18 protein-coding genes are annotated in these 25807 nt (G+C 65.3%); 10 read left to right on the plus strand and 8 right to left on the minus strand.

Going from position 1 to position 25807, the window contains the following annotated elements; translation table 11 throughout:
* The first annotated feature begins 63 nt into the window (after nt 1–63).
* Complete coding sequence (yccS, locus tag FG99_RS10515) at nt 64–2259, plus strand: YccS family putative transporter (protein WP_043269407.1); 2196 nt, start codon at nt 64–66, stop codon at nt 2257–2259.
* A 7-nt stretch (nt 2260–2266) separates the two neighbouring features.
* Here yccS and FG99_RS10520 read toward each other — a convergent pair whose 3' ends face one another.
* The 8 genes from FG99_RS10520 to rpmE form a co-directional block, all read right to left on the minus strand.
* On the minus strand, nt 2267–2995 hold the full coding sequence (locus FG99_RS10520; protein ID WP_043269409.1) for a substrate-binding periplasmic protein: 729 nt from the start codon (nt 2993–2995) through the stop codon (nt 2267–2269).
* Nucleotides 2996–3044: 49 nt separating this feature from the next.
* A complete protein-coding gene (locus FG99_RS10525; protein ID WP_043269411.1) occupies nt 3045–3818 on the minus strand; it encodes a phosphatase PAP2 family protein in 774 nt (257 codons plus the stop codon).
* Between the two features lie 93 nt (nt 3819–3911).
* The gene (locus tag FG99_RS10530) at nt 3912–4679 is read right to left on the minus strand and encodes a slipin family protein (protein WP_141766302.1); all 768 of its coding nucleotides are present in this window, start codon (nt 4677–4679) and stop codon (nt 3912–3914) included.
* The gene (locus FG99_RS10535) at nt 4676–6022 is read right to left on the minus strand and encodes an NfeD family protein (RefSeq protein ID WP_043269413.1); all 1347 of its coding nucleotides are present in this window, start codon (nt 6020–6022) and stop codon (nt 4676–4678) included. The genes FG99_RS10530 and FG99_RS10535 overlap by 4 nt, the downstream gene beginning before the upstream one ends.
* 542 nt (nt 6023–6564) lie before the next feature.
* Nucleotides 6565–7833 (minus strand): malic enzyme-like NAD(P)-binding protein, encoded by a 1269-nt coding sequence (locus tag FG99_RS10540; RefSeq protein WP_043269415.1) that lies wholly within the window; start codon nt 7831–7833, stop codon nt 6565–6567.
* 105 nt (nt 7834–7938) lie between these two features.
* A complete protein-coding gene (locus tag FG99_RS10545) occupies nt 7939–9390 on the minus strand; it encodes a M48 family metalloprotease (RefSeq protein WP_043269417.1) in 1452 nt (483 codons plus the stop codon).
* Complete coding sequence (locus tag FG99_RS10550; RefSeq protein WP_043269420.1) at nt 9387–10193, minus strand: thermonuclease family protein; 807 nt, start codon at nt 10191–10193, stop codon at nt 9387–9389. The genes FG99_RS10545 and FG99_RS10550 overlap by 4 nt, the downstream gene beginning before the upstream one ends.
* Nucleotides 10194–10216: 23 nt before the next feature.
* Nucleotides 10217–10432, minus strand: a complete 216-nt coding sequence (gene rpmE, locus FG99_RS10555) for a 50S ribosomal protein L31 (protein WP_009615432.1) — start codon at nt 10430–10432, stop codon at nt 10217–10219.
* Between the two features lie 220 nt (nt 10433–10652).
* On the opposite strand from rpmE, the gene FG99_RS10560 reads away from it, so the two are divergent.
* From FG99_RS10560 to argS, 9 genes are all read left to right on the plus strand, one after another.
* Nucleotides 10653–12872, plus strand: coding sequence for a primosomal protein N' (locus FG99_RS10560; RefSeq protein WP_043269422.1), 2220 nt, complete (start codon nt 10653–10655; stop codon nt 12870–12872).
* Between the two features lie 329 nt (nt 12873–13201).
* Entirely contained in the window at nt 13202–13720 is a 519-nt protein-coding gene (locus tag FG99_RS10565) for an Hcp family type VI secretion system effector (RefSeq protein ID WP_043269424.1), read from the plus strand.
* 116 nt (nt 13721–13836) lie between these two features.
* Complete coding sequence (gene tssI, locus FG99_RS10570; RefSeq protein ID WP_043269426.1) at nt 13837–15921, plus strand: type VI secretion system Vgr family protein; 2085 nt, start codon at nt 13837–13839, stop codon at nt 15919–15921.
* Nucleotides 15918–16703, plus strand: a complete 786-nt coding sequence (locus FG99_RS30785; RefSeq protein ID WP_051878771.1) for a DUF4123 domain-containing protein — start codon at nt 15918–15920, stop codon at nt 16701–16703. The genes tssI and FG99_RS30785 overlap by 4 nt, the downstream gene beginning before the upstream one ends.
* Nucleotides 16700–20518, plus strand: coding sequence for a hypothetical protein (locus tag FG99_RS10580; RefSeq protein ID WP_043269428.1), 3819 nt, complete (start codon nt 16700–16702; stop codon nt 20516–20518). Before FG99_RS30785 ends, FG99_RS10580 begins: the two co-directional genes overlap by 4 nt.
* Nucleotides 20518–21576: a hypothetical protein gene (locus FG99_RS31300; protein ID WP_256204845.1), complete on the plus strand. Its 1059-nt coding sequence runs from the start codon at nt 20518–20520 to the stop codon at nt 21574–21576. Before FG99_RS10580 ends, FG99_RS31300 begins: the two co-directional genes overlap by 1 nt.
* 21 nt (nt 21577–21597) lie before the next feature.
* A complete protein-coding gene (locus tag FG99_RS31305; RefSeq protein ID WP_256204846.1) occupies nt 21598–22647 on the plus strand; it encodes a hypothetical protein in 1050 nt (349 codons plus the stop codon).
* Between the two features lie 17 nt (nt 22648–22664).
* Entirely contained in the window at nt 22665–23714 is a 1050-nt protein-coding gene (locus FG99_RS32075) for a hypothetical protein (RefSeq protein WP_156060069.1), read from the plus strand.
* 351 nt (nt 23715–24065) lie between these two features.
* Complete coding sequence (gene argS / locus FG99_RS10600; protein ID WP_043269434.1) at nt 24066–25805, plus strand: arginine--tRNA ligase; 1740 nt, start codon at nt 24066–24068, stop codon at nt 25803–25805.
* The last annotated feature ends 2 nt before the right edge of the window (nt 25806–25807 follow it).

A 25807-nucleotide genomic window follows, 5' to 3' on the forward strand; every position in this document is an offset into this window, starting at 1 on the left:
TAGCCGCGCGCCAGGCGATCCGCTAGTCTCAGCGCAGAGACACCTCGGAAGTCCCCGACGCGCATGCTTTCCTCCCCCTTGTTCGAGACCCTGCGGCGCCTGTGGGCGCTGGACAAGTTCGCCTACAGCCTGCGGGTGTTCATCGCCCTGGCCGGGGCCATGACCGCCTGCCTGCTGCTGGGCCGCACCGAGCTGGTGATCCCGCTGTTCCTGGGCATCATCGCCAGCGCCCTGGCCGAGACCGACGACCACTGGCTGGGCCGCCTGAAGGCGCTGCTGGTGACGCTGGTGTGCTTCCTCATCGCCGCGCTGGCGGTGGAGCTGCTGTTCCCCTACCCCTGGCTGTTCGTCGCCGGCCTGGCCCTGTCGGCGTTCGGCATGACGCTGCTGGGCGCGCTGGGCGAGCGCTATGCGGCCATCGCCTCGGCCACGCTGATCCTGTCCATCTACACCATGATCGGCGTCGACCAGCGCGGCGGCGCCCCCGGCGACCTGTGGCAGGAGCCGCTGCTGCTGGTGGCCGGCGCCGCCTGGTACGGCGCGCTCTCGGTGCTGTGGAACGCGCTCTTCGCCAACCAGCCGGTGCAGCAGGTGCTGGCCCGCGCCTACTTCGAGCTGGGCGAGTACCTGAAGATCAAGTCGACGCTGTTCGAGCCGCTGCGCCAGCTCGACGTCGAGGACCGGCGCCTGGCCCTGGCGCGGCAGAACGGCAGGCTGGTGGTGACGCTCAACCAGGCCAAGGAAACCATCCTCAGCCGCCTCAGCCATGGCCGCCCGGGGGCCAAGCTGAGCCGCTACCTGAAGCTGTACTTCATCGCCCAGGACGTCCACGAGCGCGCCAGCTCCTCGCACTACCCCTACAACCGCCTGGCCGAGGCCTTCTTCCACAGCGACGTGCTGTTCCGCTGCCAGCGCCTGCTCAACCAGCAGGGCAAGGCCTGCCAGGCGCTGTCGCGAGCCATCCGCCTGCGCCAGCGCTTCGACTATAACGACAGCGAGCAGGCCCTGGCCGACCTGCAGGCCTCGCTGGAATACCTGCGCCAGCAGGGCAACCCGGCCTGGCGCGCGCTGCTGCGCTCCCTCGGCGCGCTGGCCGGCAACCTCGCCACCCTCGACCAGAAGCTCAGCGGCGCGAGCAACCCCGACGCCCTCGCCGAGGAACAGGACAGCGCCCTGCTGGACCGCTCGCCGCGCTCGCTGCGCGATGCCTTCGAACGCATCCGCCAGCAGCTCACGCCCACCTCGCTGCTGTTCCGCCATGCCCTGCGCCTGGGCCTGACGCTGACCGCCGGCTACGGCGTGCTGCACTTGATCCACCCGACCCAGGGCTACTGGATCCTGCTGACCACGGTGTTCGTCTGCCAGCCCAACTACGGCGCCACGCGCATCCGCCTGGTGCAGCGCATCCTCGGCACCCTCGTCGGCCTGGTGGCCGGCTGGGCGCTGATCGACCTGTTCCCCAACCCGCTGGTGCAATCGCTGCTCGCGGTGGTCGCCGGGGTGGCCTTCTTCGCCACCCGCAGCACCCGCTACACCCTGGCCACCGCGGCCATCACCCTGCTGGTGCTGCTGTGCTTCAACCAGGTGGGCAACGGCTACGGGCTGATCCTGCCGCGCCTGTTCGACACCCTGCTGGGCGCCTTCATCGCCGGCCTGGCGGTGTTCCTCATCCTCCCCGACTGGCAGGGCCGGCGCCTGCACAGCCTGGTCGGCGGCACCCTGGCCTGCAACGCCCGCTACCTGCGCGAGATCATGCAGCAGTACGCCAGCGGCAAGCGCGACGACCTGGCCTACCGCACCGCCCGGCGCAACGCCCACAACGCCGACGCGACGCTCTCCACCACGCTGTCGAACATGCTTCTGGAGCCCGGCCACTTCCGCAAGGACGCCGAGCTGGGCTTCCGCTTCCTGGTGCTCTCGCACACCCTGCTCAGCTACCTCTCGGCCCTGGGCGCGCACCGCGACCGCCTGCCGGAGTCGCCGGCCAACGCGCTGATCGGCGAAGCCGCCGAGCAGCTCACCGCCAGCCTCGACGACATCGCCGCCAGCCTCGCCCAGCGCAAGCCGGTGGCCATCCACAGCGATACCGAGGAAGACCTGGCCAAGCGCCTGGAACAGGTGCCGGAGGAACTGGAAGACCCGCAGCGCCTGGTGCAGACGCAGCTGGCGCTGATCTGCCGCGAGCTGGCGCCGCTGCGCAGCCTGGCCGCGCACCTGCTGAAGAAGGAAATCGGCGCCGAGCAGGAAGCCGCCGCCTGAGCCCGGCTCAGGGCCCGCGCAGGTCCATGAAGGCGTCGTAGCTGCCGTCCTCGCGCATCAGCCGCAGCTCGCGGTTGAAGTCTTCGATTATCTGCGCGTGGCGCGGGTTGGCGCGGCTGACCAGGATGTACAGCGGGTTCTCCGACAGCGGCTGGGGCAGGAACTCCAGCTTGTGGCGCTCGTCCTTCAGGTCGTGTTCGAGGATGTAGCGGGCGGTCCACTCGTCTTCCAATGTCAGCTCGACGCGGCCGGCGACCACCATCATCGCGGCGTTGGGGAAGGACAGCACCGGCACCTTGTGCAGCCGGCGGTCCTCGTTGAACTCGGGGGTGTAGCTGTAGCCACGGACCACAGCGATGCGGAACGGGTAGAGGTCGGCCAGGCGCTCGAAGACGATGGGCGAGCCCTTGCGCTTGAGGAAGCGCAGGCGATTCACCAGGTAGGGCTCGGAATACTGCCCGAAGGTCTCGCGCTCGGCGCTGTACCAGGAGTCCACCAGCACGTCGTATTCGCCATTGCGCAGCCCGTGCAGGGCGCGCGGCCAGGGCACCTCGGCGTAGTGGATAGCGTAGCCGGCGCGGGTCAGCGCGGTGCTGACGAAATGCACCGCCAGGCCGCGGCCGGGCATCTGCGCGTCGGCATAGGGCGGCCAGCGGTCGGCGACCAGGTTCAGCGGCTCTTCGGCCTGGGCGCAGAACGGCAAGGCCAGGGCGATCAGCAGGGCACGCAGCAGCATGGCTCTCCTTGCTCGAGGCCCGCGCCCCGCTACCGGCAAGCGGGCGGACTCAGAAAAGCATCGCCGCGCGCAGGCTCATTCCCCCACCGGCTTCGGGCAGAACACCGAAGGAATAGGCGCTGTCTGGCGATCCCTCAAGGAACAGATTGTAGGTGAAGTTGGCGGCGAGGTTGCCCACCGCCATGCCCACCAAAGTATCGGTTGGGTAGTGCTTGGAGCCTTCCACCCGCGCCAGCGCGGTCAGCCCGTCCACCGTGTAGAGCCCGGCCTTGGCGGTGAAGCGCAGGGTCGGGTCCATGTCGATGTAGTCCAGGTTGCGCCGGGTGAAGCTGTTGTGCACGGCGGTCACCGCCGTGTGCTTGGAGGGGAAGGAGTCGTCGGGGATGCCGTCGGGGCGGTCACGCCCGGACACCTCCTTCCACTCCTCCACCAGGCCGGTCACGGCATAGCGGTCGGTGGCCAGCAGCGCCAGGTTGCGCCCGCGCCAGGCCCACTTCTCCTCGCCCTCGCTGCCCCTGGGCGCAGCCACCAGGCCGGTGACCACGCTCAGCGCGGTGCTGGCGTTGAGCATGTGGTCGGCGGCGGAGTTGGCGTCGCCGCCGAACAGCCATTCGTGGTTGGCCGCGGACTTCTGCCACTTGTGGTCCCAGTTGCCGGCGGCGATCACCGCCGCGCCGGCCACCGGCGCCCAGGTGCCGGGATCGAGCACGGCGCGCTGGGCGGAGTCGCCGACGCGCGACCAGCTCATCTGCGGGGAGCCGGCGCAGCCGGCGAAAAGGGCGGATGACACTAGGGTCAGGGCCGCCAGGTTGCGGTAGCTCATGGTTTCCCCCGTAGTCCGTCCGCAAGGGGACGGTAAGGAATTTTCAGAAAACCTACAGGGTAGACGCCTCAGTCCCATCCGACCTGCCGTCAGTCACTTCTTAGTCTGTCCATTTGTTTCGAGCAGCCCCTTGAGCAGGTCGATGGGCATGGGGAAGACGATGGTGGAGTTCTTGTCGCCGGCGATGCTGCCCAGCGTCTGCATGTAGCGCAGCTGCATGGCGCCGGGCTCGCGGGAGAGCATCTGCGCGGCCTGCATCAGCTTCTCCGAGGCCTGCAGCTCGCCCTCGGCGTGGATCACCTTGGCCCGCCGCTCGCGCTCGGCCTCGGCCTGGCGGGCGATGGCGCGGACCATGGACTCGTTGAGGTCGACGTGCTTGATCTCGACGTTGGCCACCTTGATGCCCCAGGCGTCGGTCTGCGCGTCCAGCACCTTCTGGATGTCCAGGTTCAGGCGCTCGCGCTCGGCCAGCATCTCGTCCAGCTCGTGCTTGCCGAGCACCGCGCGCAGCGTGGTCTGGGCCAGCTGGCTGGTGGCGGCGAGGAAGTTCTCCACCTGGATGATGGCCTTCTGCGGGTCGAGCACGCGGAAGTACACCACCGCGTTGACCTTCACCGAGACGTTGTCGCGGGAGATCACGTCCTGCGGCGGCACGTCGAGCACCACGGTGCGCAGGTCGACGCGGACCATCTGCTGCACCACCGGGATCACCAGCACCAACCCCGGGCCCTTGACCTTCCAGAAACGGCCGAGCTGGAACACCACCCCGCGTTCGTATTCACGCAGGATGCGCAGGGCGCTGGCCACCAGCATCAGCAGCAGGACCAGCGCCACCAGCAGTCCGAAGGGAATACCCATCAGTCACCTCCCGATTCGTCGTCGGCCGCCACCTCCAGGCGCAGGCCGTCGCGCGCCAGCACCTTGACCCGCTGGCCGGCGCGCAGGGTCCGGGCGCAGCGGACCTGCCACTGTTCGCCCTGCAGTTGTACCCAGCCGGCGTGGGCATCCCCGTCGGCCACCGCGTCCACGGTCGCCAGGCTGCCCACCAGGCCGGCCGCGCCGCTGACCACCTGGCGCTGCCGGCTCTTCATGGCCACGCCCAGCACCCCCGCGATGAACAGCGCGCTGACCGTGGCCACGCCGACGATCAGCCCCAGGGGAATGCCGAAGCCCGGCGCGTCGGTGTCCAGCAGGATCAGCCCGCCGATCACGAAGGCGGCGATGCCGCCGATGCCCAGGCTGCCGTAGCTGGGCACGAAGGCCTCGGCGGCCATGAAGGCCAGGCCGAGGACGATCAGCGCCACCCCCGCGTAGTTCACTGGCAGCAGCTGCATGGCGTAGAGCCCGAGCAGCAGGCAGATGCCGCCGAGCACGCCGGGCAGCGCCAGGCCGGGGTTGGCGAATTCGAAGATCAGCCCGTACACGCCGATCATCAGCAACAGCAGCGCCACGCTGGGGTCGGTGATCACCGCCAGCAGGCGGGTGCGCCAGTCGGGCTGGTGCTCGACCCAGGCGAGGCCGGCGCTGTGGATGCCCACCACCTGCCCCGCCACCTGCACCTTGCGCCCGTCGATGGCGCGCAGCAACTGGTCGAGGTCGCCGGCCTGCAGGTCGACGACCTTCTGCTTCACGGCTTCCTCGGCGGACAGGCTGACCGCTTCGCGCACCGCGCGCTCGGCCCACTCGGCATTGCGCCCGCGCAGCTGCGCCAGGCCACGGATGTAGGCCGCCGCGTCGTTGACCTGCTTGCGCTTGAGGGTGTCCTCCTCGCTGACGGCTGGCTTGCCGTCCTTGCCCTGGGGCTTTTCCGGGGCGCCGGGCGCGCCGATCTGCACCGGGGTGGCGGCGCCCAGGTTGGTGCCCGGGGCCATGGCGGCGAGGTGGCAAGCATAGAGGATATAGGTGCCGGCGCTGGCCGCCCGCGCTCCGCTGGGGGCGACATAGCCGACCACGGGGATGGGGCTGGTGAGGATCGCCTTGACGATGTCGCGCATGGCGCTGTCCAGCCCGCCGGGGGTGTCCATGCGCAGCACCACCAGAGGCGCGCCCTCGTCCACGGCGCGTTGCAGGCCGCGCACCACGTAGTCGGAAGTCGCCGGGCCGATGGCCCCGTCCACCGTCAGCACCACCGCCGGCGGGGCCGCCAGCGCCCCGGCCGCGAACAGCAGCAGGAGCAAAGCGCAGCGGCGAAACAGCGTGAGCATGGCACGCCTCCCCGGCCAGGACCGAAGCGGCGCCGCGGGCGAATGAAGGGGCGGCGCCTTCCTACAGCATAGTCCCCTGCCCCGGGATGCCTGCGGCAGGCTGTTGCAGGGTGTTTAGAGGCCGCGCCCAGCGTCCGGGTGGGCACGGCTTTTCGTAGGAGCGAGCTTGCTCGCGAATGGAGCTCCCGGTGGCGGTGGTGTTTCGGGTTGGCTCCGCATCCCTCACCCCAGCCCTCTCCCAGAGGGAGAGGGGGCTAGTCCGTGCCGAGAGAAGGCTTGGTTTCAGCCGGTAGTCCCTGTGCTCGCCGGCCAACGCCGAAGCATCAGCGCACTCCGAACGGTCCCCTCTCCCTTCAGGGCGGGGCGCGCAGCCGAGGGTTAGGGAGAGGGAGCGGAGCCAAGCCAAGGCAGCGGAATCACCGGGGGCCCCCCTTCGCGAGCAAGCTCGCTCCTACAAAGCCCCAGAAACGAAAACGCCGTTCCCCCCTCACGGAAGAAACGGCGCTTTCACCTTCGGCCTCAAGCCAAAGAGAGCGGCCCGGTCAGCCCTTGAACACGTCTTCCACAGACTGCAGCGGATAGTGCTTCGGATACGGCAGGGTAGCCACGCCGCTCTCGATGGCGGCCTTGGCCACGGCATCGGAGACCACGGTGATCAGGCGCTTGTCCATGGGTTTCGGAATGATGTACTCGCGGCCGAACTCCAGGGACGATACGCCGTAGGCCTCGCACACGTCCTTGGGCACCGGCTCCTTGGCCAGGTCGCGCAGGGCCAGGGCGGCGGCGATCTTCATTTCTTCGTTGATGCGGGTGGCGCGCACGTCCAGGGCACCGCGGAAGATGAAGGGGAAGCCCAGCACGTTGTTCACCTGGTTCGGGTAGTCCGAACGGCCGGTGGCCATGATCACGTCGTTGCGGGTGGCGTGGGCCAGTTCCGGCTTGATCTCCGGGTCCGGGTTGGAGCAGGCGAAGACGATCGGGTTCGGCGCCATGCGCTTGAGGTCTTCGGCGCTGAGCAGGTTGGCGCCGGACAGGCCGACGAATACGTCGGCGCCTTCCAGGGCATCGGCCAGGGTGCGCTTGTCGGTCTCGGTGGCGAACACCGCCTTGTACTGGTTCAGGTCGGTGCGGCCGGCGTGGATCACGCCCTGGCGGTCGATCATGTAGATGTTCTCGACCTTGGCGCCCATGCTCACCAGCAGCTTCATGCAGGAGATGGCGGCGGCGCCGGCGCCCAGGCAGACGATCTTCGCGCTTTCCAGGTTCTTGCCGGCGATTTCCAGGGCGTTGAGCATGCCGGCGGCGGTGACGATGGCGGTGCCATGCTGGTCATCGTGGAACACCGGGATGTCGCACTGCTCGATCAGCGCGCGCTCGATCTCGAAGCACTCCGGCGCCTTGATGTCTTCCAGGTTGATGCCGCCGAAGGTGATGGAGATGCGCTTGACGGTGTCGATGAAGGCCTGCGGGCTCTCGGCGTCGACCTCGATGTCGAACACGTCGATGCCGGCGAAACGCTTGAACAGCACGCCCTTGCCTTCCATGACCGGCTTGGAGGCCAGCGGGCCGAGGTTGCCCAGGCCGAGGATGGCGGTGCCGTCGGAGATCACCGCGACCAGGTTGCCCTTGCCGGTGTACTTGTAGGCCAGTTCGGCGTCACGGGCGATCTCGCGGACCGGCTCGGCCACGCCCGGGCTGTAGGCCAGCGACAGGTCGCGGGCAGTGACGGTGGGCTTGGTCAGCTCGACGCTGAGTTTCCCGGGGCGGGGTTGCGCGTGATATTCGAGGGCAGCGGTCTTGAGATCAGACATTTTTGGCACTTCCGCTTTATTGCTTTGTTGGACAGACGGGCGACCGAGCATACGCGGGAAGAAAGCGCCTGCCAAGATAGCTTCAGGGCGGTGGTGTCAATGCTGCTAACGCACGATTTTCAACCATTCCCCGGGTTTTGGCTGACCAGTTGGATACAAATCGTTTAGCAATCGTATACGAGAAATCGCGTCAGATTCCGGCTCGTTTCCGCCCTTTGCCAGCTGTTCCAGGCTTTGCCCGGCCTTCGCCTGGACCAGTTGCAGGCGCCGCGGCTCGGCCAGTTTCCGTTCGTCGGCGCGCAGCGGGCGGAAACTGCGGATCACCGAGAGGAACTCGGCGTCGCGGCTTTCCAGCGAGGCGCGGCCTTTGACCACACCCACGAACAGGTAGGCGCCCTGGTCCTTGTAGACCACCGCCACGCGCCGCGCGGGCGAACCGGGGATCACCGCGGCGGCGCCCTTCAGGCCGGCCTGGTTCAGCTCCTGCTCGTCGGCCAGGCGGCCGCCGGCGCCCTTGCGCAGGTATTCCAGCGGGCTCAGCTGGCCGTCGCGCGGCACCAGCTTCATGCCGATGTAGGCCTGCTGGTCCTCGGGGTAGCCGATCAGCGCGGTGGGCTGGTTGAGCATGCCCCAGCCCCTGGGATAGCTGAGGGTGAAGCCCAGTTCGCCGTGGTAGAAGCTTTGCCCGCGGCGGATGCCGGACTCGGCGGAATCACCGAAGGGCATGCCGTCGATGGCCTTCAGGTAGCGGTCGCGGCCGACCTCCTGCTGGCCGCCGGCCAGGGCCTGGGCCGGGCCCAGCACCTCCTGCAGGCGCCGGTCGTTGTCCGGGTGGGTGTCGAACAGCCCGTGGTAGCCCACCGGCTGCACCGCCTCGCCCTTGGCCCGGGCGACCTGGCGGGCGTAGTCCTCCTGGTTCTTCAGCACCCGCACCACCTGGATCATCGCCTTGGGGTCATAGCCGGCGCGGGCCAGGTACTTGGCGCCCAGGCCGTCGGCCTGCAGCTCCATGTCGCGGCCGTAGCCGCGCACCACGGCGGTGCCGAGGACGTTGGTGAGGTCGCCGGCGGCGCTGACCCCGGTGCCGATGGCCACGGCCGCGCCGAGCACGTTCCAGGCGCTGGCCTGGCTCTGCTGGCGCACGCTGTGGCGGGCGGTGACGTGGCCGATCTCGTGGCCCAGCACCGCGGCCAGCTCGGCTTCGGAATTGAGGTAGGCCATCAGCCCGCGGTGGATGTAGATGTAGCCGCCGGGCAGGGCGAAGGCGTTGATGTCGGGGCTGTCGACCACGGTGAAGCGGTACTGCAGGGTGGGCCGGTCGCCGACCCGGGCGACGCGCTCGCCCACCTGCTGCACGTAGGCCTGGAGCTTCTCGTCGGCGTAGCGCGGGTACTGCTTGGCCGCTTCCTGGCTGGCCTGGCGGCCGAGGGCCAGCTCGTCCTGCTCGCTCATGGTGACGAAGTCGGTCTCGCCGGTGGCGGGGTTGACCGCGCAGCCGCCCAGCACGCCGCTCAGCGTGAACAGGCAGGTGAGCAACAGCATCCTTGTCTTGGTCATGGCAGCAGCTCCAGCATGGCCGGGTCGGTGATGGGCAGCATCCAGCGTGCCTGCCCCGGTTTCACGGCGCCGCGCGCGGCGCGGTCGATCACCCAGCCGCGCGCTTCCAGGGTGCGCCCGGGCAGCGCCGCCAACGTGCGCTTATCGAACGCTTTCAACAGCTTAGGCTCGATCCGCAGGACCAGCGAACCGTCCATCTCCAGCCACAGGCCACCGCGGTTGCGCTGCACCTGGGCGACGCGCCCGCGGACGATGACGAAGCCGCTCTGGCGCAGGCTTTGCGCGTCCCGCACTGGCGGGCGTTTCCACAGGCCGCGGCCGGCCTTGCGCGCCTCGCGCTCGGCGGCCTGCTGGCAGGCGGTCAACTCGGTGTTGGGCGCCACCGCCACCAGGTAGCCCAGGCCCTCGGCCAGCAGTTGCGCCTCGATGTTGCGCCCCTGGCGGTCGTACAGGTGGGCCAGGGTGCGACCGTAATGGTCCTTGCCCTGGCGTCCGAGCCGCAACCCTAATTCGCCGTCGTTGGCCGCCACCAGCGCCTGCAGGCGTTGCCGCGCGGCCTCGGCGAAGGGCTCGGTGCTGCGCCCGCCGTGGGCCAGTTCCGGGGCGTTGACGCCGATCAGGCGCACGTTGCGGCCATCGGCCAGCTTCAGGGTGTCGCCATCCACCACCCGAGCCACGCGCACCGTGCCGGCGCCGCTGGGCGCCGGGCAGGACGCCGCCAGGGCCGGTGCGCCCAGGCAAATCGCGAGCACAAAAAAGGCGCCCCGCAGGGGCGCCTTTTTCAGCAGATCGGGAAAGGCCATCGGGGCTTTTCCGGAAATCGCTCTTACTTCTTGCCGCCGAACATGGCGAAGCGCTGGTTGAAGCGATCGATACGGCCGCCGGTGTCCACGACTTTCTGCTTGCCGGTGTAGAACGGGTGGCATTCGGAGCAGACGTCCAGGTGGATGCCTTTGCACAGGGTCGAACGGGTCTTGATCACGTTGCCGCAGCTGCAGGTGGCTTCGATTTCTTCGTACGCGGGATGGATTTCCGGTTTCATGATGTCTTCCTCTGGTTGGTGTGCCGCCACCCAGTCTCTGGCAGAAGCCGAGCCACGGCCTTCGAGGACCGCGGGCGGGATCTTTTACCGGGCACCGCACGCAAATTAAGGGCGTGGATCATACCAGAGACTTTGTCCAGCGCAAGTCGGGGCGCCGACCGACCGTCGCCGCGGCCCGTGCTAAGATCGCCGCCTCACGACGCCCCGGAAAGCCCACAGCGTGCCCCGACCCAGCATCCTGCGCCTCGCCCTGCCCTCGCCGCTGCGCCGCCTGTTCGACTACCTGCCGCCGCGCGGGCTCGACCCCGGCCGCCTGCAGCCCGGCGTGCGCCTGCGCGTGCCCTTCGGCCGCCGCGAGATCGTCGGCGTGCTGGTGGAGCTGGCGGACAGCTCGCAAGTGCCCGAGGACAAGCTGCGCCCGGCGCTGGCCGTGCTCGACCGCGAGCCGCCGCTGCCGGCGCACCTGCTGGAGCTGTGCCGCTGGACCGCGCAGTACTACCAGCACAGCCTCGGCGACACCCTGTCCTGGGCGCTGCCCAACCTGCTGCGCCAGGGTGAGCCGGCCGAGGCGCGGGTGCAGCGCTTCTGGCTCGCCGTCCCCGGCGCGCGCCTGGACGACCCGCGCCTGGCCCGCGCGCCGCGCCAGCGCCAGGCCCTGCAGACGCTGCAGCAGCACCCCCACGGCGTGCTCCATGAACTGCTGAGCCAGCTGGGCATCAACAAGGACAGCCTCGACCTGCTGGTGGAAAAGGGCCTGGCCACGCTGGAGAGCCGCCGCCACGTGCCGGTGGAACACCACGGCGGCTGGCTGGCCCAGGCCGAGCTGCCGCTCAACGCCGAGCAGCGCGCCGCCTGCGAAGCGGTGCGCGCCGGCTTCGGCGCCTTCCACAGCTACCTGCTGGCCGGCGTCACCGGCAGCGGCAAGACCGAGGTCTACCTGCAGCTGATCCACCAGGTGCTGGAGGCCGGCAAGCAGGCGCTGGTGCTGATCCCGGAGATCAACCTAGGCCCGCAGACGCTGAGCCGCTTCGAGCGCCGCTTCAACGCGCGCATCGCCCTGCTGCACTCGGCGCTGACCGACCGCGAGCGCCTGGACGCCTGGCTGGCGGCGCGCGACGGCGAGGCGGACATCGTCATCGGCACCCGCTCGGCGCTGTTCACCCCGCTCAAGAACCCCGGGCTGATCATCATCGACGAGGAGCACGACGCTTCCTATAAACAGCAGGAAGGCCTGCGCTACCACGCCCGCGACCTGGCCCTGGTGCGCGCGCGCCTGGAGAAGGTGCCGATCCTGCTCGGCTCGGCCACGCCCTCGCTGGAAAGCCTGCACAACGCCGCCAGCGGCCGCTACGGCCTGCTGCGCCTGACGCAGCGCGCCGGCGGCGCCCAGGCGCCGAAGTTCCAGCGCCTGGACGTGAAGAGCCTGCCGCTGGACGCCGGCCTGTCGATGCCGCTGCAACGCGCCATCGGCGAAACCCTCGGCGCCGGCCAGCAAGTGCTGGTGTACCTGAACCGCCGCGGCTTCGCCCCGACCCTGCTGTGCCACGACTGCGGCTGGATCAGCCAGTGCCCGCGCTGCGACGCGCGCATGACGCTGCACCAGGGCTCCGGCGAGCTGCGCTGCCACCACTGCGACCACCGCGAGCGCCCGCCGCGCCAGTGCCCCAAGTGCGGCCAACTGGACCTGCGCCCGGTCGGCGCCGGCACCGAGCGCGCCGAGGAGCGCCTGCGCATCCTCTTCCCCGACTACCCGGTGCTGCGCATCGACCGCGACAGCACCTCGCGCAAGCACGCCATGCGCGACCTGTTCGCCACCATCAACAAGGGCGAGCCGTGCATCCTGGTGGGCACCCAGATGCTCGCCAAGGGCCACCACTTCCCGCGCGTCACCCTGGTGGCCATCCTCGACGCCGATGGCGGGCTGTTCTCCGCCGACTTCCGCGCAAGCGAACGCATGGCCCAGCAGATCGTCCAGGTCGCCGGCCGCGCCGGGCGCGCCGAGGAGCCCGGCCGGGTGCTGATCCAGACGCACCTGGCCGACCACCCGCTGCTGGTGCAACTGACCGAGCAGGGCTACTTCGCCTTCGCCGACCAGGCCCTGGCCGAGCGCCGCGCCGCCGGCCTGCCGCCGTTCTGCCACCTGGCTCTGCTGCGCGCCGAGGCGCACAAGCCGGGCCAGGCCGAAGGCTTCCTCGAAGAAGCCTGCGCCGAGGCCGAGCGCCTGCAGGCGCAACTGGGCAGCGACGTCGAGCTGCTCGGCCCGGTGCCGGCGCCCATGGAACGCCGCGCCGGCCGCTTCCGCGCCCAGCTGCTGCTGATGAGCAGCGCCCGCGTGCCGCTGCACCGCCTGCTGTCCTGCTGGCTGCCGATCCTCGAAAGCATGCCCGGCGGGCGCCAGGTGCGCTGGTCGCTGGACGTCGATCCGATCGATTTGTTCTAGAAAGGCGGCTGCAAGCTGAAAAGCTCCGTGGACGCGAGGGGCTTGCGGGGTGCGCAACTTCTTGCACGGCCTGTCTTGCGCAAGGTTGTGGATAGACCGCTGGAAGCCTTTGTTCACGCTGCCTGCAAGGGGATGGCAAGTTCTTGCACAGCAACGCGCAAGAAGTTGCGCAGAAAGTCCCTGTAGCGCCTTCGGACAACAGCTGCAGGTTTGCTGCAGCCCCCACAAGGCGGGCGCTGCAGGGTTGCTGGCACGCAAATTGTGTTGCCAGGGCTCCCACAGGGTCGTGAACCCCGGGGCCATCAACTCACACGGCAAGGAGAGCTTTCATGCCAACACCCGCGTATCTGTCCCTCGAAGGCACCAAACAGGGCCTGATCACCGCCGGCACCTTCACCGAGGACTCGGTCGGCAACATCTTCCAGGAAGGCCACGAAGACCAGGTCCTGGTCCAGGCGTTCAACCACCAGGTCATCATCCCGCGCGACCCGCAGTCCGGCCAGCCGACCGGCCAGCGCGTGCACAAGCCGCTGATGATCACCAAGGTCTTCGACAAGTCCTCGCCGCTGATCTTCAACGCCCTGACCTCCGGCGAGCGCCTGAACAAGTGCCGCCTGGAGTGGTACCGCACCTCCTCCACCGGCACCCAGGAGCACTACTTCACCATCGAACTGGAAGACGCGGTGATCGTCGACGTGCAGTCGCGCATGCCGAACTGCCAGGACCCGAACATGGCGCATTTCACCCACCTGGAAGACGTCTACTTCACCTACCGCAAGATCGTCTGGACCCATGAGGTTTCCGGCACCTCCGGCTCCGACGACTGGCGCACCCCGATCGCTTCCTGATCGGTCGCGACACGTGCTGTTCACATCGGCCGGGTTTCCGGCCGATGTGTCTTTTCCAGGCCTGAGCCGGCGCTGCGGCAACTGCCGGGCAGGCCCTCCGCGCAGAGGAACATAGGATGTTCGCCCCGGCCAACCAGCCCCATTTCAGCCTGAATATCGACGGCCTCGACAGCGACCTGCAGGTGCTCGAATTCCATGGCCGCGAAGCCCTGAACCAGCCCTACCGCTTCGACATCGAACTGGTCAGCGAACGTCCCGACCTGGACCTGGAAAGCCTGCTGCACAAGGGCGCCTACCTGGACCTGGGGCAGGGCCACGGCATCCATGGCCAGTTGCACCGGGTGGCCCAGGGCGAATCCGGCAAGCGCCTGACCCGCTACCGGGTGAGCCTGGTGCCGCGCCTGGCCTACCTCGCGCATCGGCATAACCAGCGCATTTTCCAGCAGCTGACGGTGCCGCAGATCATCACCCGGGTGCTGGAGGAACACGGCATCCTCGCCGACGCCTACCGCTTCCAGCTCGGCCCCACCGTCTACCCGCCGCGCGACTACTGCACCCAGTACGACGAGAGCGACCTGCACTTCGTCCAGCGCCTGTGCGAAGAGGAAGGTCTCCACTACCACTTCGAGCACAGCCCCGACGGGCACCTGCTGGTGTTCGGCGACGACCAGACCGCCTTTCCCAAGCTGGCGCCGGTGGCCTACCAGCAGGACTCCGGCCTGGTCGCCGACCTGCCGGTGATCAAGCGCTTCGGCCAGCGTCTGGATACCCGTACCGCCCGCGTCAGCCGCCGCGACTACGACTTCGAGAAGCCCAGGCTGCAACTGGAAAGCACGGCGCGCAGCGACAGCCGCCCGGACCTCGAGGACTACGATTACCCCGGTCGCTTCACCGACCGCGAGCGCGGCAAGCTGCTGAGCCAGCGCAGCCTGGAAAGGCACCGCGCCGACTACCGCCAGGCCGAGGGCCGCAGCGACCAGCCGAGCCTGCGCAGCGGCCATTTCCTGCCCCTGCGCGAGCACCCGCGCGGCGAGTGGAACGACCTCTGGCTGCTCACCGAAGTACGGCACGAAGGCAAGCAGCCGCAGGTGCTGGAAGAGTCGGTCACCAGCGACGCCCGCGACGGCAAGGACGACTTCCAGCAGGGCTACCGCAACCGCTTCCTCGCCACGCCCTGGGACGTGCCCTACCGCCCGCCGCTGGCGCATCCCAAGCCGCGCGTGCTGGGCAGCCAGACCGCCGTGGTGACGGGGCCAAAGGGCGAGGAAATCCACTGCGACCGCTACGGCAGGGTCAAGGTGCAGTTCCACTGGGACCGCGAGGGCCAGGCCGACGACAAGACCAGCTGCTGGCTGCGCGTGGCCTCCAGCTGGGCCGGCAAGCAGTACGGCGCTATCGCCATCCCGCGCATCGGCATGGAAGTGCTGGTGACCTTCCTCGAAGGCGACCCGGACCAGCCGCTGATCAGCGGCTGCCTGTACCACGCCGAGCACCTGCCGGCCTACGAGCTGCCGGCGAACAAGACCCGCAGCCTGTTCAAGACGCTCTCCAGCCCCGGCGGCGGTGGCTACAACGAACTGCGCATCGAAGACCGCAAGGGCCAGGAACAGATCTACCTGCATGCCCAGCGCGACTGGGACGAGAACATCGAGCACGACCAGAAGATCCGCGTCGGCCACGAGCGCCACGACACGGTGGAGGCCAACACCTACAGCGAGTTCAAGGCCGAGGAACACCGCACCACCCATGGCGACCGCAAGGTCGAGGTGCGCGCCGACGACCACCTGACGGTGGGCAACGACCAGCACCTGAAGCTCGGCAGTGGCCAGTTCATCGAGGCCGGCAACGAAATCCACTACTACGCCGGCGAGAAGGTGACGATCGACGCGGGCCAGGAACTGACGCTCAAGGCCGGCGGCAGCTTCGTCAAGCTCGACCCCAGCGGCGTCACCCTCAGCGGTACCGACGTCAAGCTCAACAGTGGCGGCAGCCCGGGCGCGGGAACGCCTGCGGCGCCGTTACTGCCAGGCGAGCTCCAGGCGCCAGACCAGAGCGTTCCCGGTGCGGTGCTGCTGCATCGCCTCAAGTCGGAAATGCCTCTTGTGGAACTGTGCCAGAAGCCCAAGGGCGGCACTCCACTGCAATGTCCACTCAGCGATTGCCCATGCCGCAAGGCCATGAAGGAGACGAACCGACTATGACGACCTCCGTTCTATTGGAGCGCTCCGATGACTTGCTACAGCGCCTGGCGGCACTCGGAGAAACTGGTACCCCATGTTTGCTATTCCTTCGGACCGAACTATCGCCCTACGTCGAGCAAAGCCCTCTGTGGATGCCCGCCGGGCAGGCATTGCTGGCGGCGATGGAGGAAGCGCCCGAACACTGGCCGGGCTTGTTGATCCACAGTCCGGCCGATGAACGCGCCCTTCTCGAACACCTCCGGTGGCTCCTCGTCGTGCATTTCGACGGCGGCCTGCGCAAAGGCGTGCTGCGCTATTGGAGCCCACGCACCGCAAGCTACTTCTTTTCCGACGACCTCGACGAGCGACCCCGCTGGATGGGGCCGATAGCAAAGCTCCGCTGGCATGGCGGGACCTGGCGCGAAAAATACGCCGGGCAGGAAGGCTGGAAGAGCCTGGACAACCCGCGCTTCGAGCAATGGGCAGCGCCTCGCGAGCCGCTGCCAGCGAGCCTGGGCGCCGAGCAGGAGAGCGCCTTGCTGCACCAGCAGCAAGAGCACTTCGTCTTCCAGTGGCTGGGCTCAGCCGCAATCTCCTTCGCCGAGGCCTGGCAATACTTCGGCGAGGGGCTGCTCTCCGGTTTCGATGAAGCCGAGCCCTTGTTGCGCTACCTCGATCTTCGTGTCGCCTATTACGGCCAGAAGGCGCCCGCGGAACTCTCCGGAAATACCGCAGACGAGCGCCTGGCCTACCTGAAAGAGCACCTGCGGCAAGGCAGCATGAACAAGGAAGAGCATATATGACCGCATCGATCGGCAAACTGGGCGCAGGCCCAGCGTGCGAGACCGGCAAACTCATCGTTCAGGTTATCGGCAAGGAACATCCGGCCAGCCAGAAACTGGTGATTTACGATGACAAGGATAGCCAACAGCAGGAGTGGCTCACCAAGCAGGACAAGCCGGAGAACCTCGCCGACGAACTGTGCAGCAGCGTTCTGCACGTGTGGGACTGGAGCGGGCAACCCAAGCGTCATCTCTGGCTGGAAATCGCCTCGCAGAAAGGGAGCCCCATCCGCGTGCCGCTATGCGACGACCTGCGGGTGACCCCCAGGCAAGCTGACGCGCAGTGGAACCAGGTCGTCCCCGTGCTACCCCTCACCGCCCTGAGGGGCGCCAAGAGCCCTTACGACCTCGGTGCGCCCGTGCTGTGCCGCCCCGGTTACCTCTATGTCTTCTATCGAGACAAGTTGTGGCGCGAGCTGGAGATTCGCACCGATAGCGACAAGACGCTCTTCCATGACATCGATGTCGCGCGCTACCGCAGCGGCCAGGGCTTCAAACCCGAGGTACGCCAGGCCACGGGGCAGGGGCTGGAAGATATCTGGCTACCGGCCCGATGGAACGACCGGGACGTCTCGGACCTGCGCCTCTGCTACTCGGAGATACAGCTGGGAGCCGCGCGCCTGAACTTCCTCGAATGCCATCCCGACGAACTGGCCCGACGCTGCCAGTCGTTCCGGCTGCAGGCAAGCTCGCGCGTCTTCAAGGACCTCTATCGGGGCAAGCCGGATGGCGCCGCCATGCTCGAACATTTCTCGCAGTTCGACGCCCGCGACAGTGTTTCCGTATCCACCAGCGTGCCGGCGCAGGTCGCGCGCTTGAACCTGGACCACCGCGCCTTCCCGCTTTCGCTGGTCGCCCCCCAGCGCGCCCGCGCACAGATCTTCGAGTATCTGCTGGAGCACCCCGCCCGCTACCTCTGCGACCTCAGCGGCCAGTTTCCCGATCAGGAATACCGACGGGCGATGGCCTTCCTCAACCAGGGCATGCTGGGAGAAAAGACCAGCCCGACTCACCTGCTGGAACTGAGCGCCGTCGCCGATGCCCTGTCGAGAAGCCTGAAAACGGCGCAACCGCCGGCGGGGGAAGCGGCGGCGCCGGAGGAAGACGTCTGGCAAGCGCAGCCGGGAGCGACGGACGTATTGGCACAGGTACGCCCACGGCAGCTCTGCGGCGTGCTTCTGGACGATGCGCGGTATCGCATGCGCCACCTGGAAAGCCGCATAGACAATCATCGCCAGCTGCTGCAGGTCTGTGCCCGCCACGCCGCCACGCAGCCCAACCATGGCAGCGCATTGCTGGTGCAACAGCTGGTTGTCGCCCGCACCCTGCAAGGCAAGCCCAATCCACTGCACAAGGAGATCGACAAGCTCAGCCGCCAGGGGTTGTACGACATCAATCGCAATACCGCGGTACTCGAGCGCATCGAGGCGTGGCAAGGCTTCATGTCCGCGCAGAACCTGCTGCGTGAAGCGCTGGAACAGACGCGTAGCGTCGCCACGCTGGCCGATCACCTGAGTCTGGAGGGATTCCAGTACCTGGGCGCGCTGCATGCCACGGCGCGCACCCTGGCCTGTCTGGCGCTGAATCCTGCACAGGTCGACCCCCTCGCGCCGACTGGCGATCTCAACGACGCCACGGGTAACGGCAGCCCCACCAGCCCGCGCGTCAGCGAGGGGCAGAAGTTCCTCGCGAAGCTCCAGCAAGACACCCGGTCCCCCCTGCATCGCCTGCTCTGGCCCGACGTGGACGAGCCCCGGCTCTGCAAGGCGCACGAATCCAAGCCCGCCGCGCCCAATCCGGGAACCGGGCAATTCCGTGGAGAAGAACTGGCGAAGCTGGAAAACGCCGTGGTCCCGCCCATCGACAACTGGCTCACCCTCGATGAAACACTGCTCGGCGCCTTGCTCGCCGGCGCCAGCCTGGACAGCTTCCTGACGCTCAGCGGCAAAAACCTCAACGGCGCGCTGATAAGCGTTTTCGACACCTTGCAAGGGGCGGTGGAAGTCGCCCAGGACGCGCTGGACAACGCGCGTCAGCTGTCCAGCCAGGCCAGCGCCAACGCCAATGCCACCCAGCAGGCCGCCAAGAGCGCCGACGCCCGCCTCGCCCAGACGCGGCGGCAGCTTGGCCGGCAAGGCCGGCCGATCACCCTTGGCCTGCATGGCCCCGGGCTGCAGCAACTGCGCAGCATGCTGCCGGGCACTTTCGGCTACGCCGTGTTCGTACGACGCAACCAGTTCGACAGGACCACTCATTACCTGTTCGGCATGGAAGACCTGCCGACCCGGCCGCGCACGGCCACCCGCTACTATGGCGAATACCTCAGCCCGCAAGGCAAGGTGCTGGGCAGCACCGACCGCCAGCGCATCCAGGGCGACGACATCGTGAAAGGCGATCATTGGGTCATCGCCATCCCCCGCAACCACTCGACCGCGCGCCTGGTCGGCGAGATGAACAAGCGCCTCACCGCGGCCCAGGCCGCCGACGCCGCCGCCGAGGTTGCCGCCCGGGAGGCACAGGTACGCGGCGCCGCGCTGAGCGAAGCGGTGGGAGCACTGCAAGAGCAGAAGAATGCGCGGGCCTATCGCATACTCAACTCCACACCGTTTTCGGTAGCGGTGTTGATGTTGGAGATGTGGAATGTGAGGGCGGAGTGGAATGCGTGGGATCAGAACAAACGAGACAAAGGAAGAAATAGAACAATTGTGGGAGGGATAAGTGCTGTTTCCGACTTGTTGATTGCTTTAGAGGCCCTGACCATCAAACTAGTTGGTAACCAGTCTGCCTTGGCTGTGGTGCGCAAGTCATTATTTCGTATTCCATCGGCGGTCATAGCGCTCATAGGAAACCTAGGTATCACCATAATCCAGACAGTTACCGGGCGACTACTACTGCAATCCTTCGCAGGAGTGTTGTTCTGTGGGGTGAGCCTCTACGATGCTTGGTACGCTTGGCAATGGCATGATCAAGCCATGTATGGCTACCTGCTCATGGCCAGTGGCGCACTGATTGGGGCGGCGGGAGGCTGGTTGGCTGGCAGTGCCACTTTCCTCGGCCTTACCCCTGCGGGTTGGCTTTGCCTGCTACTGGTCGGCGCAGGGGCAGGCCTGGTCTACGCATTGTCCTCTACGCCTTTGCAGGACTGGCTAAGCAATGGTCCCTTTGGCGAAGGGCAGGGCGAAAAGGCCGCCCACCTACTTAACGCCGACGAGGCGTTCTATCGCCTGGTGGGCGTGCTCGCCAATATCCGCATCAGCATCCAGCCCAATCCCCGCTTCGAACCCGCCGCCAAACTGGATGTAAACGAGCCGATTCCCTTCCGCGTCCGCCAGGCCAACACGTTGATCCGCCTGGAAAGCGCCTTGCCCGGCTTGCTGGCGAACCTGGGCAACGTCGACATTCGCGCCGAATGCCGGTTGCGCCCGGTGCATACCGTCAACGTAAAAGGCGAAGCCGCCTATACGGAGGTCCGCTCGGCGACTCACGAGCCACCCCAGGCGCCGCTGGCCCAGCGGCTGTTTCCCGATGCACTGGAGCTGTACTTCCAGACGCCGGCTGTCCATGTGTTGCAACCCCACAAGCCGGAACAGTTTCTGGCCCAGCGCTGGGCCGTGCGGGCGCAGTTCATCCTTCAGGGCGCAGGGCAAAACCGTATATTCCCCACGCCAGGCATCAAGGCGGCAACGGTTTATGGGCCGGAGTACGCCAAGCCGGACTTCGGCAGTACAGGGCGTCCCTTCTGGGCCGACGAGCAAACCCATCAGGCAAGCAATTGATGACAAGTCAGGACTACTACTCGCCTACCAGCTACCGTCCGGATCGGATTCCGGATCAACCAGCCTCGCAAGCGCGAGGTTTGTACCAGAAATTTTCCTGCACTCGTCTGCCCTGGGGAAATACGCAGGATGTTATCCCCTCCAATCTTTTGGGCTTCTTAACGCCCCAGGCTATACGCAGGCATGAGCAGATATGTCAGGAAAAATCTGAGCAGCTGAAAAATGGGACTCATAAGAAAACTCCTTTCGACGATATAGAGTTACATCAAAAATATGATCACCAAAATCTTAGAATGGCTATGCTTCCAGCTAGATCCCAGTTTTGGCTGATCTTGGGGCTCTTCGGGAAAGTATCTACAATATTTCTTTTTCTAATATTCTTAATAACCTATCCATTCATTTTATCAAAATTGAGCGACTATGAGTGGGAGAGAGGCGAGTGGTATTTATCACTGCAAGGGTATCTGCCAATCCTGATTCCTTTGCTGCTGTGCTGGGGAGTTAGCAAAATTGTTGTTGACTATTTTCCTGGTATTTGGTTTCGCCCTCCCAAAGGCCCACTCTGGGACCTCAATCGCCGAACAGGCCTCGTCACGCTGTATGACTATAAAGCCTTCAAAAAGACCGGAGTGATCGGTGAAGTCACCGCACCATTCTATGAATTCGATGCCTATATCCATACCAGCCCGGATCGCCAAGGTTCCCCGCTCAATGTGCTGTTCCTGATGCATCGGTACCGCGATATCCAGGTCAAGGTCGGCGCATTGCTCGGAGCCGAACAGACTCCACAGGAAGTTTGTGCACTCTGGGATCTGCTTCAGAACTACATGGATACCAGCCGCCCTCTGCCCGACACGCCAGCGCTGGAAGAGTACCGCGCCAACGACCCGATCACTGCCGAGCATGACCGCAAGACCGGCCGCAACCCTCGTTATTGGAGCGATATGGACGATGAGACCTTCAAAGCCCGTTGCCGTGAGATGGCAGTAAAAATAGAAGCCATCGACACCTTCTCGCGCCCCAACCTAATGGCTAGGCATGTCGAATACACAGGCTAGGGGCTGCAAGGCAAGCACTTGATGACAAGCCAGGAATACTACTCGCCTACCAGTTACCGCCCGGATCGGATTCCGGATCAACCAGCCTCGCAGGCGCGAGGTCTGTACCAGAAATTTTCCTGCACTCGTCTGCCCTGGGGAAGTACGCAGGAACTTGAACCTTCCAATCTCATGAATGTTTCCTCCCCAGAGAACATGCGCAGGGATGAGAAGAACCGTAGAGAAAAAGCCGAGCAGTTGTCTAGCGGGACTTACAAACCAACCCTTTTCGACAAAGTAGACTTCCATCAAAAATATGATCACGAACATATTAGGCTGGCAAGACTTCCCTTAGGATCACAAGCCTGGCTAATACTAGGAATTATAGGGAAGTTTGGCGCAATAACCTTGTCTGCAATTTTATTTATCATTGGGATACTCACTTTTGATGAGCGAGGAGAAACGGACGAAGCTATAAAATCATTAATTGAAAGCCAAATCTTCATTGCCGGACCTTTTGCATTTTTCTGGCTTATCAGCCATGTCATTGTAAATTACTTCCCTAAAATATGGTTCCGCCCTCCCAAAGGCCCACTCTGGGATTTGAATCGCCGAACAGGTCTCGTCACGCTGTATGACTATAAAGCCTTCAAAAAGACCGGTGTGATCGGTGAAGTCAGCGCGCCTTTCTATGAATTCGATGCCTATATCCATACCAGCCCGGATCGCCAAGGTTCCCCGCTCAATGTACTGTTCCTGATGCATCGCTACCGCGATATCCGAGTCAAGGTCGGTGCACTGCTCGGAGCGGAGCAGACGCCACAAGAGGTCTGCGCCCTTTGGGACTACCTACAGAACTTTATGGATACCAGCCGGCCATTACCCGACGTGCCGAGCCTGGAAGAGCACCGCGCCAACGACCCGATCACTGCCGAGCATGACCGCAAGACCGGCCGCAACCCTCGCTATTGGATCGATATGGACGATGAGACCTTCAAAGCCCGTTGCCGTGAGATGGCAGTAAAAATAGAAGCCATCGATACCTTCTCGCGCCCCAACCTGATGGCTAAACATGTTGAATACACAGACTAGGGGATGCAAGGAACTTGATGGCAAGCCAAGATTACTATTCCTTGACCAGTTATCGACCAGATCGAATCCCAGATCAACCGGCATCTCTTGCGCGTGATTTATATAAAATTTTTTCGTGCACGCGCCTACCTTGGGGAAATACGCAAGATATTGGACCTGTATCTCTCATGAGAGATTCTTCTCCAAAAGCTATACGCCAGGACGAAAAGAATCTAAAGGAAAAATCCGAAAAACAAAAAAGTGGCTCATATAAGCCAACACCACTTGATGGTATCGATTTTCACCAGAAATATGATCATGAGCACATCAGGATGGCAAAGCTACCTCTTAGCTCACAGATTTGGATTATCCTGAGAATACTAGGAAAGTATGGAACAATTATTCTTTCAATAATAGTTTCTTTAACTTGGCTGATAAGCCTAGGCAAAGTGAAAGAATCTGAGCCTTCCTTTGAACTGCTATTTGGAAGCCTTCTTATAATGGTGGGCCCTTTTACAGTCTGCTGGGCAGTTACGCTTATAGTTACCGATTACTTTCCAAGAATTTGGTTTCGCCTCCCAAAAGGTCCGCTATGGGACTTGAATCGCCGAACAGGTCTCGTCACGCTGTATGACTATAAAGCCTTCAAAAAGACCGGTGCGATCGGTGAAATCAGCGCGCCTTTCTATGAATTCGATGCCTATATCCATACCAGCCCGGATCGCCAAGGCTCCCCGCTCAATGTGCTGTTCCTGATGCATCGCTACCGCGATATCCGAGTCAAGGTCGGTGCACTGCTCGGAGCGGAGCAGACGCCACAAGAGGTCTGCGCCCTTTGGGACTACCTACAGAACTTTATGGATACCAGCCGGCCATTACCCGACGTGCCGAGCCTGGAAGAGTACCGCGCCAACGACCCGATCACTGCCGAGCATGACCGCAAGACCGGCCGCAACCCTCGTTATTGGAGCGATATGGACGATGAGACCTTCAAAGCCCGTTGCCGTGAGATGGCAGTAAAAATAGAAGCCATCGACACCTTCTCCCGCCCCAACCTGATGGCTCGGCATGTCGAATATCTGAATTAGGAAGATAGTGATTTACGGTGCCATCAATATAAGAAAGAGGCCGTTATATTCAGAGCCTCAATGAAAGCCCGCTCATACCAGGAAGCACCGGCGCTCCTGACAAGACAGCTCGCCAAGGCACTACAGCGCGCTCTTTAAGTGGCAATCACGACCCGATACGCCATAGCCACAGTAGGGTATACGCCCCACCGCCCTCTCCCACCCTGGCAGAAATCAAGGTCCAGATGGGCTTTTGCTTGTAGCTTTAAGCTTACGGCTTGCTGCTGCGCCCTTCAGGCACCGATAATGCGCGGTTCTGAGCCAGATATGCGGTCGAGCGCCCCGAGTCGCGCGCGAGCACGGAGAAACGCCATGAAAGACACCATCCGCCAGCTGATCCAGCACGCCCTCGCCAGCCTCGTCGAGGACGGCACCCTGCCGGCCGGGCTGAGCCCGGACATCCAGGTCGAGACCACCAAGGACCGCAGCCACGGCGACTACGCCAGCAACATCGCCATGATGCTGGCCAAGCCCGCCGGCCTGAAGCCGCGCGACCTGGCGACCAAGCTGGTCGCCGCGCTGCCGGCCAACCCGCAGGTGGCCAAGGTGGAGATCGCCGGCCCCGGCTTCCTCAACTTCTTCCAGGACCAGGCCTGGCTGGCCGCGAGCCTCGACGCCGCCCTGGGCGACGACCGCCTGGGCGTGCGCAAGGCCGGCCCGGCGCAGCGCGTGGCCATCGACATGTCCTCGCCGAACCTGGCCAAGGAGATGCACGTCGGCCACCTGCGCTCGACCATCATCGGCGACGCCGTGGCCCGGGTGCTGGAGTTCCTCGGCGACACCGTGATCCGCCAGAACCACGTGGGCGACTGGGGCACCCAGTTCGGCATGCTGCTGGCCTACCTGGAAGAGCAGCCGGTGGACGCCCAGGCCGAACTGCACGACCTGGAAGTCTTCTACCGCGCCGCCAAGAAGCGTTTCGACGAGTCCGCCGAGTTCGCCGACCGCGCCCGCGAGCTGGTGGTCAAGCTGCAGGCCGGCGACGCCGAGTGCCTGCGCCTGTGGACGCGCTTCAACGAAATCTCCCTGTCGCACTGCCAGAAGGTCTACGACCAGTTGGGCGTGAAGCTGACCATGGCCGACGTCAAGGGCGAGAGCGCCTACAACGACGACCTCGCCAACGTGGTCGACGAACTCAAGGCCAAGGGCCTGCTGACCGAGGACGACGGCGCCCTGTGCGTGTTCCTCGACGAGTTCAAGAACGCCGAGGGCAACCCGCTGCCGGTGATCGTGCAGAAGGCCGGCGGCGGCTACCTGTACGCCACCACCGACCTGGCGGCGATGCGCTACCGCAATAAGGTGCTGCACTGCGACCGCGTGCTGTACTTCGTCGACCAGCGCCAGGCCCTGCACTTCCAGCAGGTGTTCGAGGTGGCGCGCCGCGCCGGCTTCGTCCCGGCCGGCATGGACCTGGAGCACATGGGCTTCGGCACCATGAACGGCGCCGACGGCAAGCCGTTCAAGACCCGCGACGGCGGCACCGTGAAGCTGATCGACCTGCTCGACGAGGCCGAGGAACGCGCCTACACCCTGGTGAAGGCCAAGAACCCCGAGCTGGGCGAGGACGAACTGCGCCACATCGCCCATGCCGTGGGCATCGGCGCGGTGAAGTACGCCGACCTGTCGAAGCACCGCACCAGCGACTACAGCTTCAACTTCGAGCAGATGCTCAGCTTCGAGGGCAACACCGCGCCCTACCTGCTCTACGCCTACACCCGCGTGGCCAGCATCTTCCGCAAGCTGGGCAAGGGCTATGACGAGGTCGGCGGCAAGATCGTCCTGGAAGCCCCGCAGGAGCAGGCCCTGGCCGCCCAGCTGGCGCAGTTCGGCGACCTGCTCAACAATGTCGCGCTCAAGGGCGTGCCGCACATCCTCTGCGCCTACCTGTACGAACTGGCCGGGCTGTTCTCCAGCTTCTACGAGCACTGCCCGATCCTCGCCGCGCAGACCCCGGAGCAGCAGGAAAGCCGCCTGAAACTGGCCGCACTGACGGGCCGCACCCTCAAGCAGGGCCTGGAACTGCTGGGCCTGGAAACCCTGGAACGCATGTAACC

It is taken from the genome of Pseudomonas sp. AAC (genome assembly GCF_000725445.1).
Taxonomy (GTDB): domain Bacteria; phylum Pseudomonadota; class Gammaproteobacteria; order Pseudomonadales; family Pseudomonadaceae; genus Pseudomonas; species Pseudomonas citronellolis.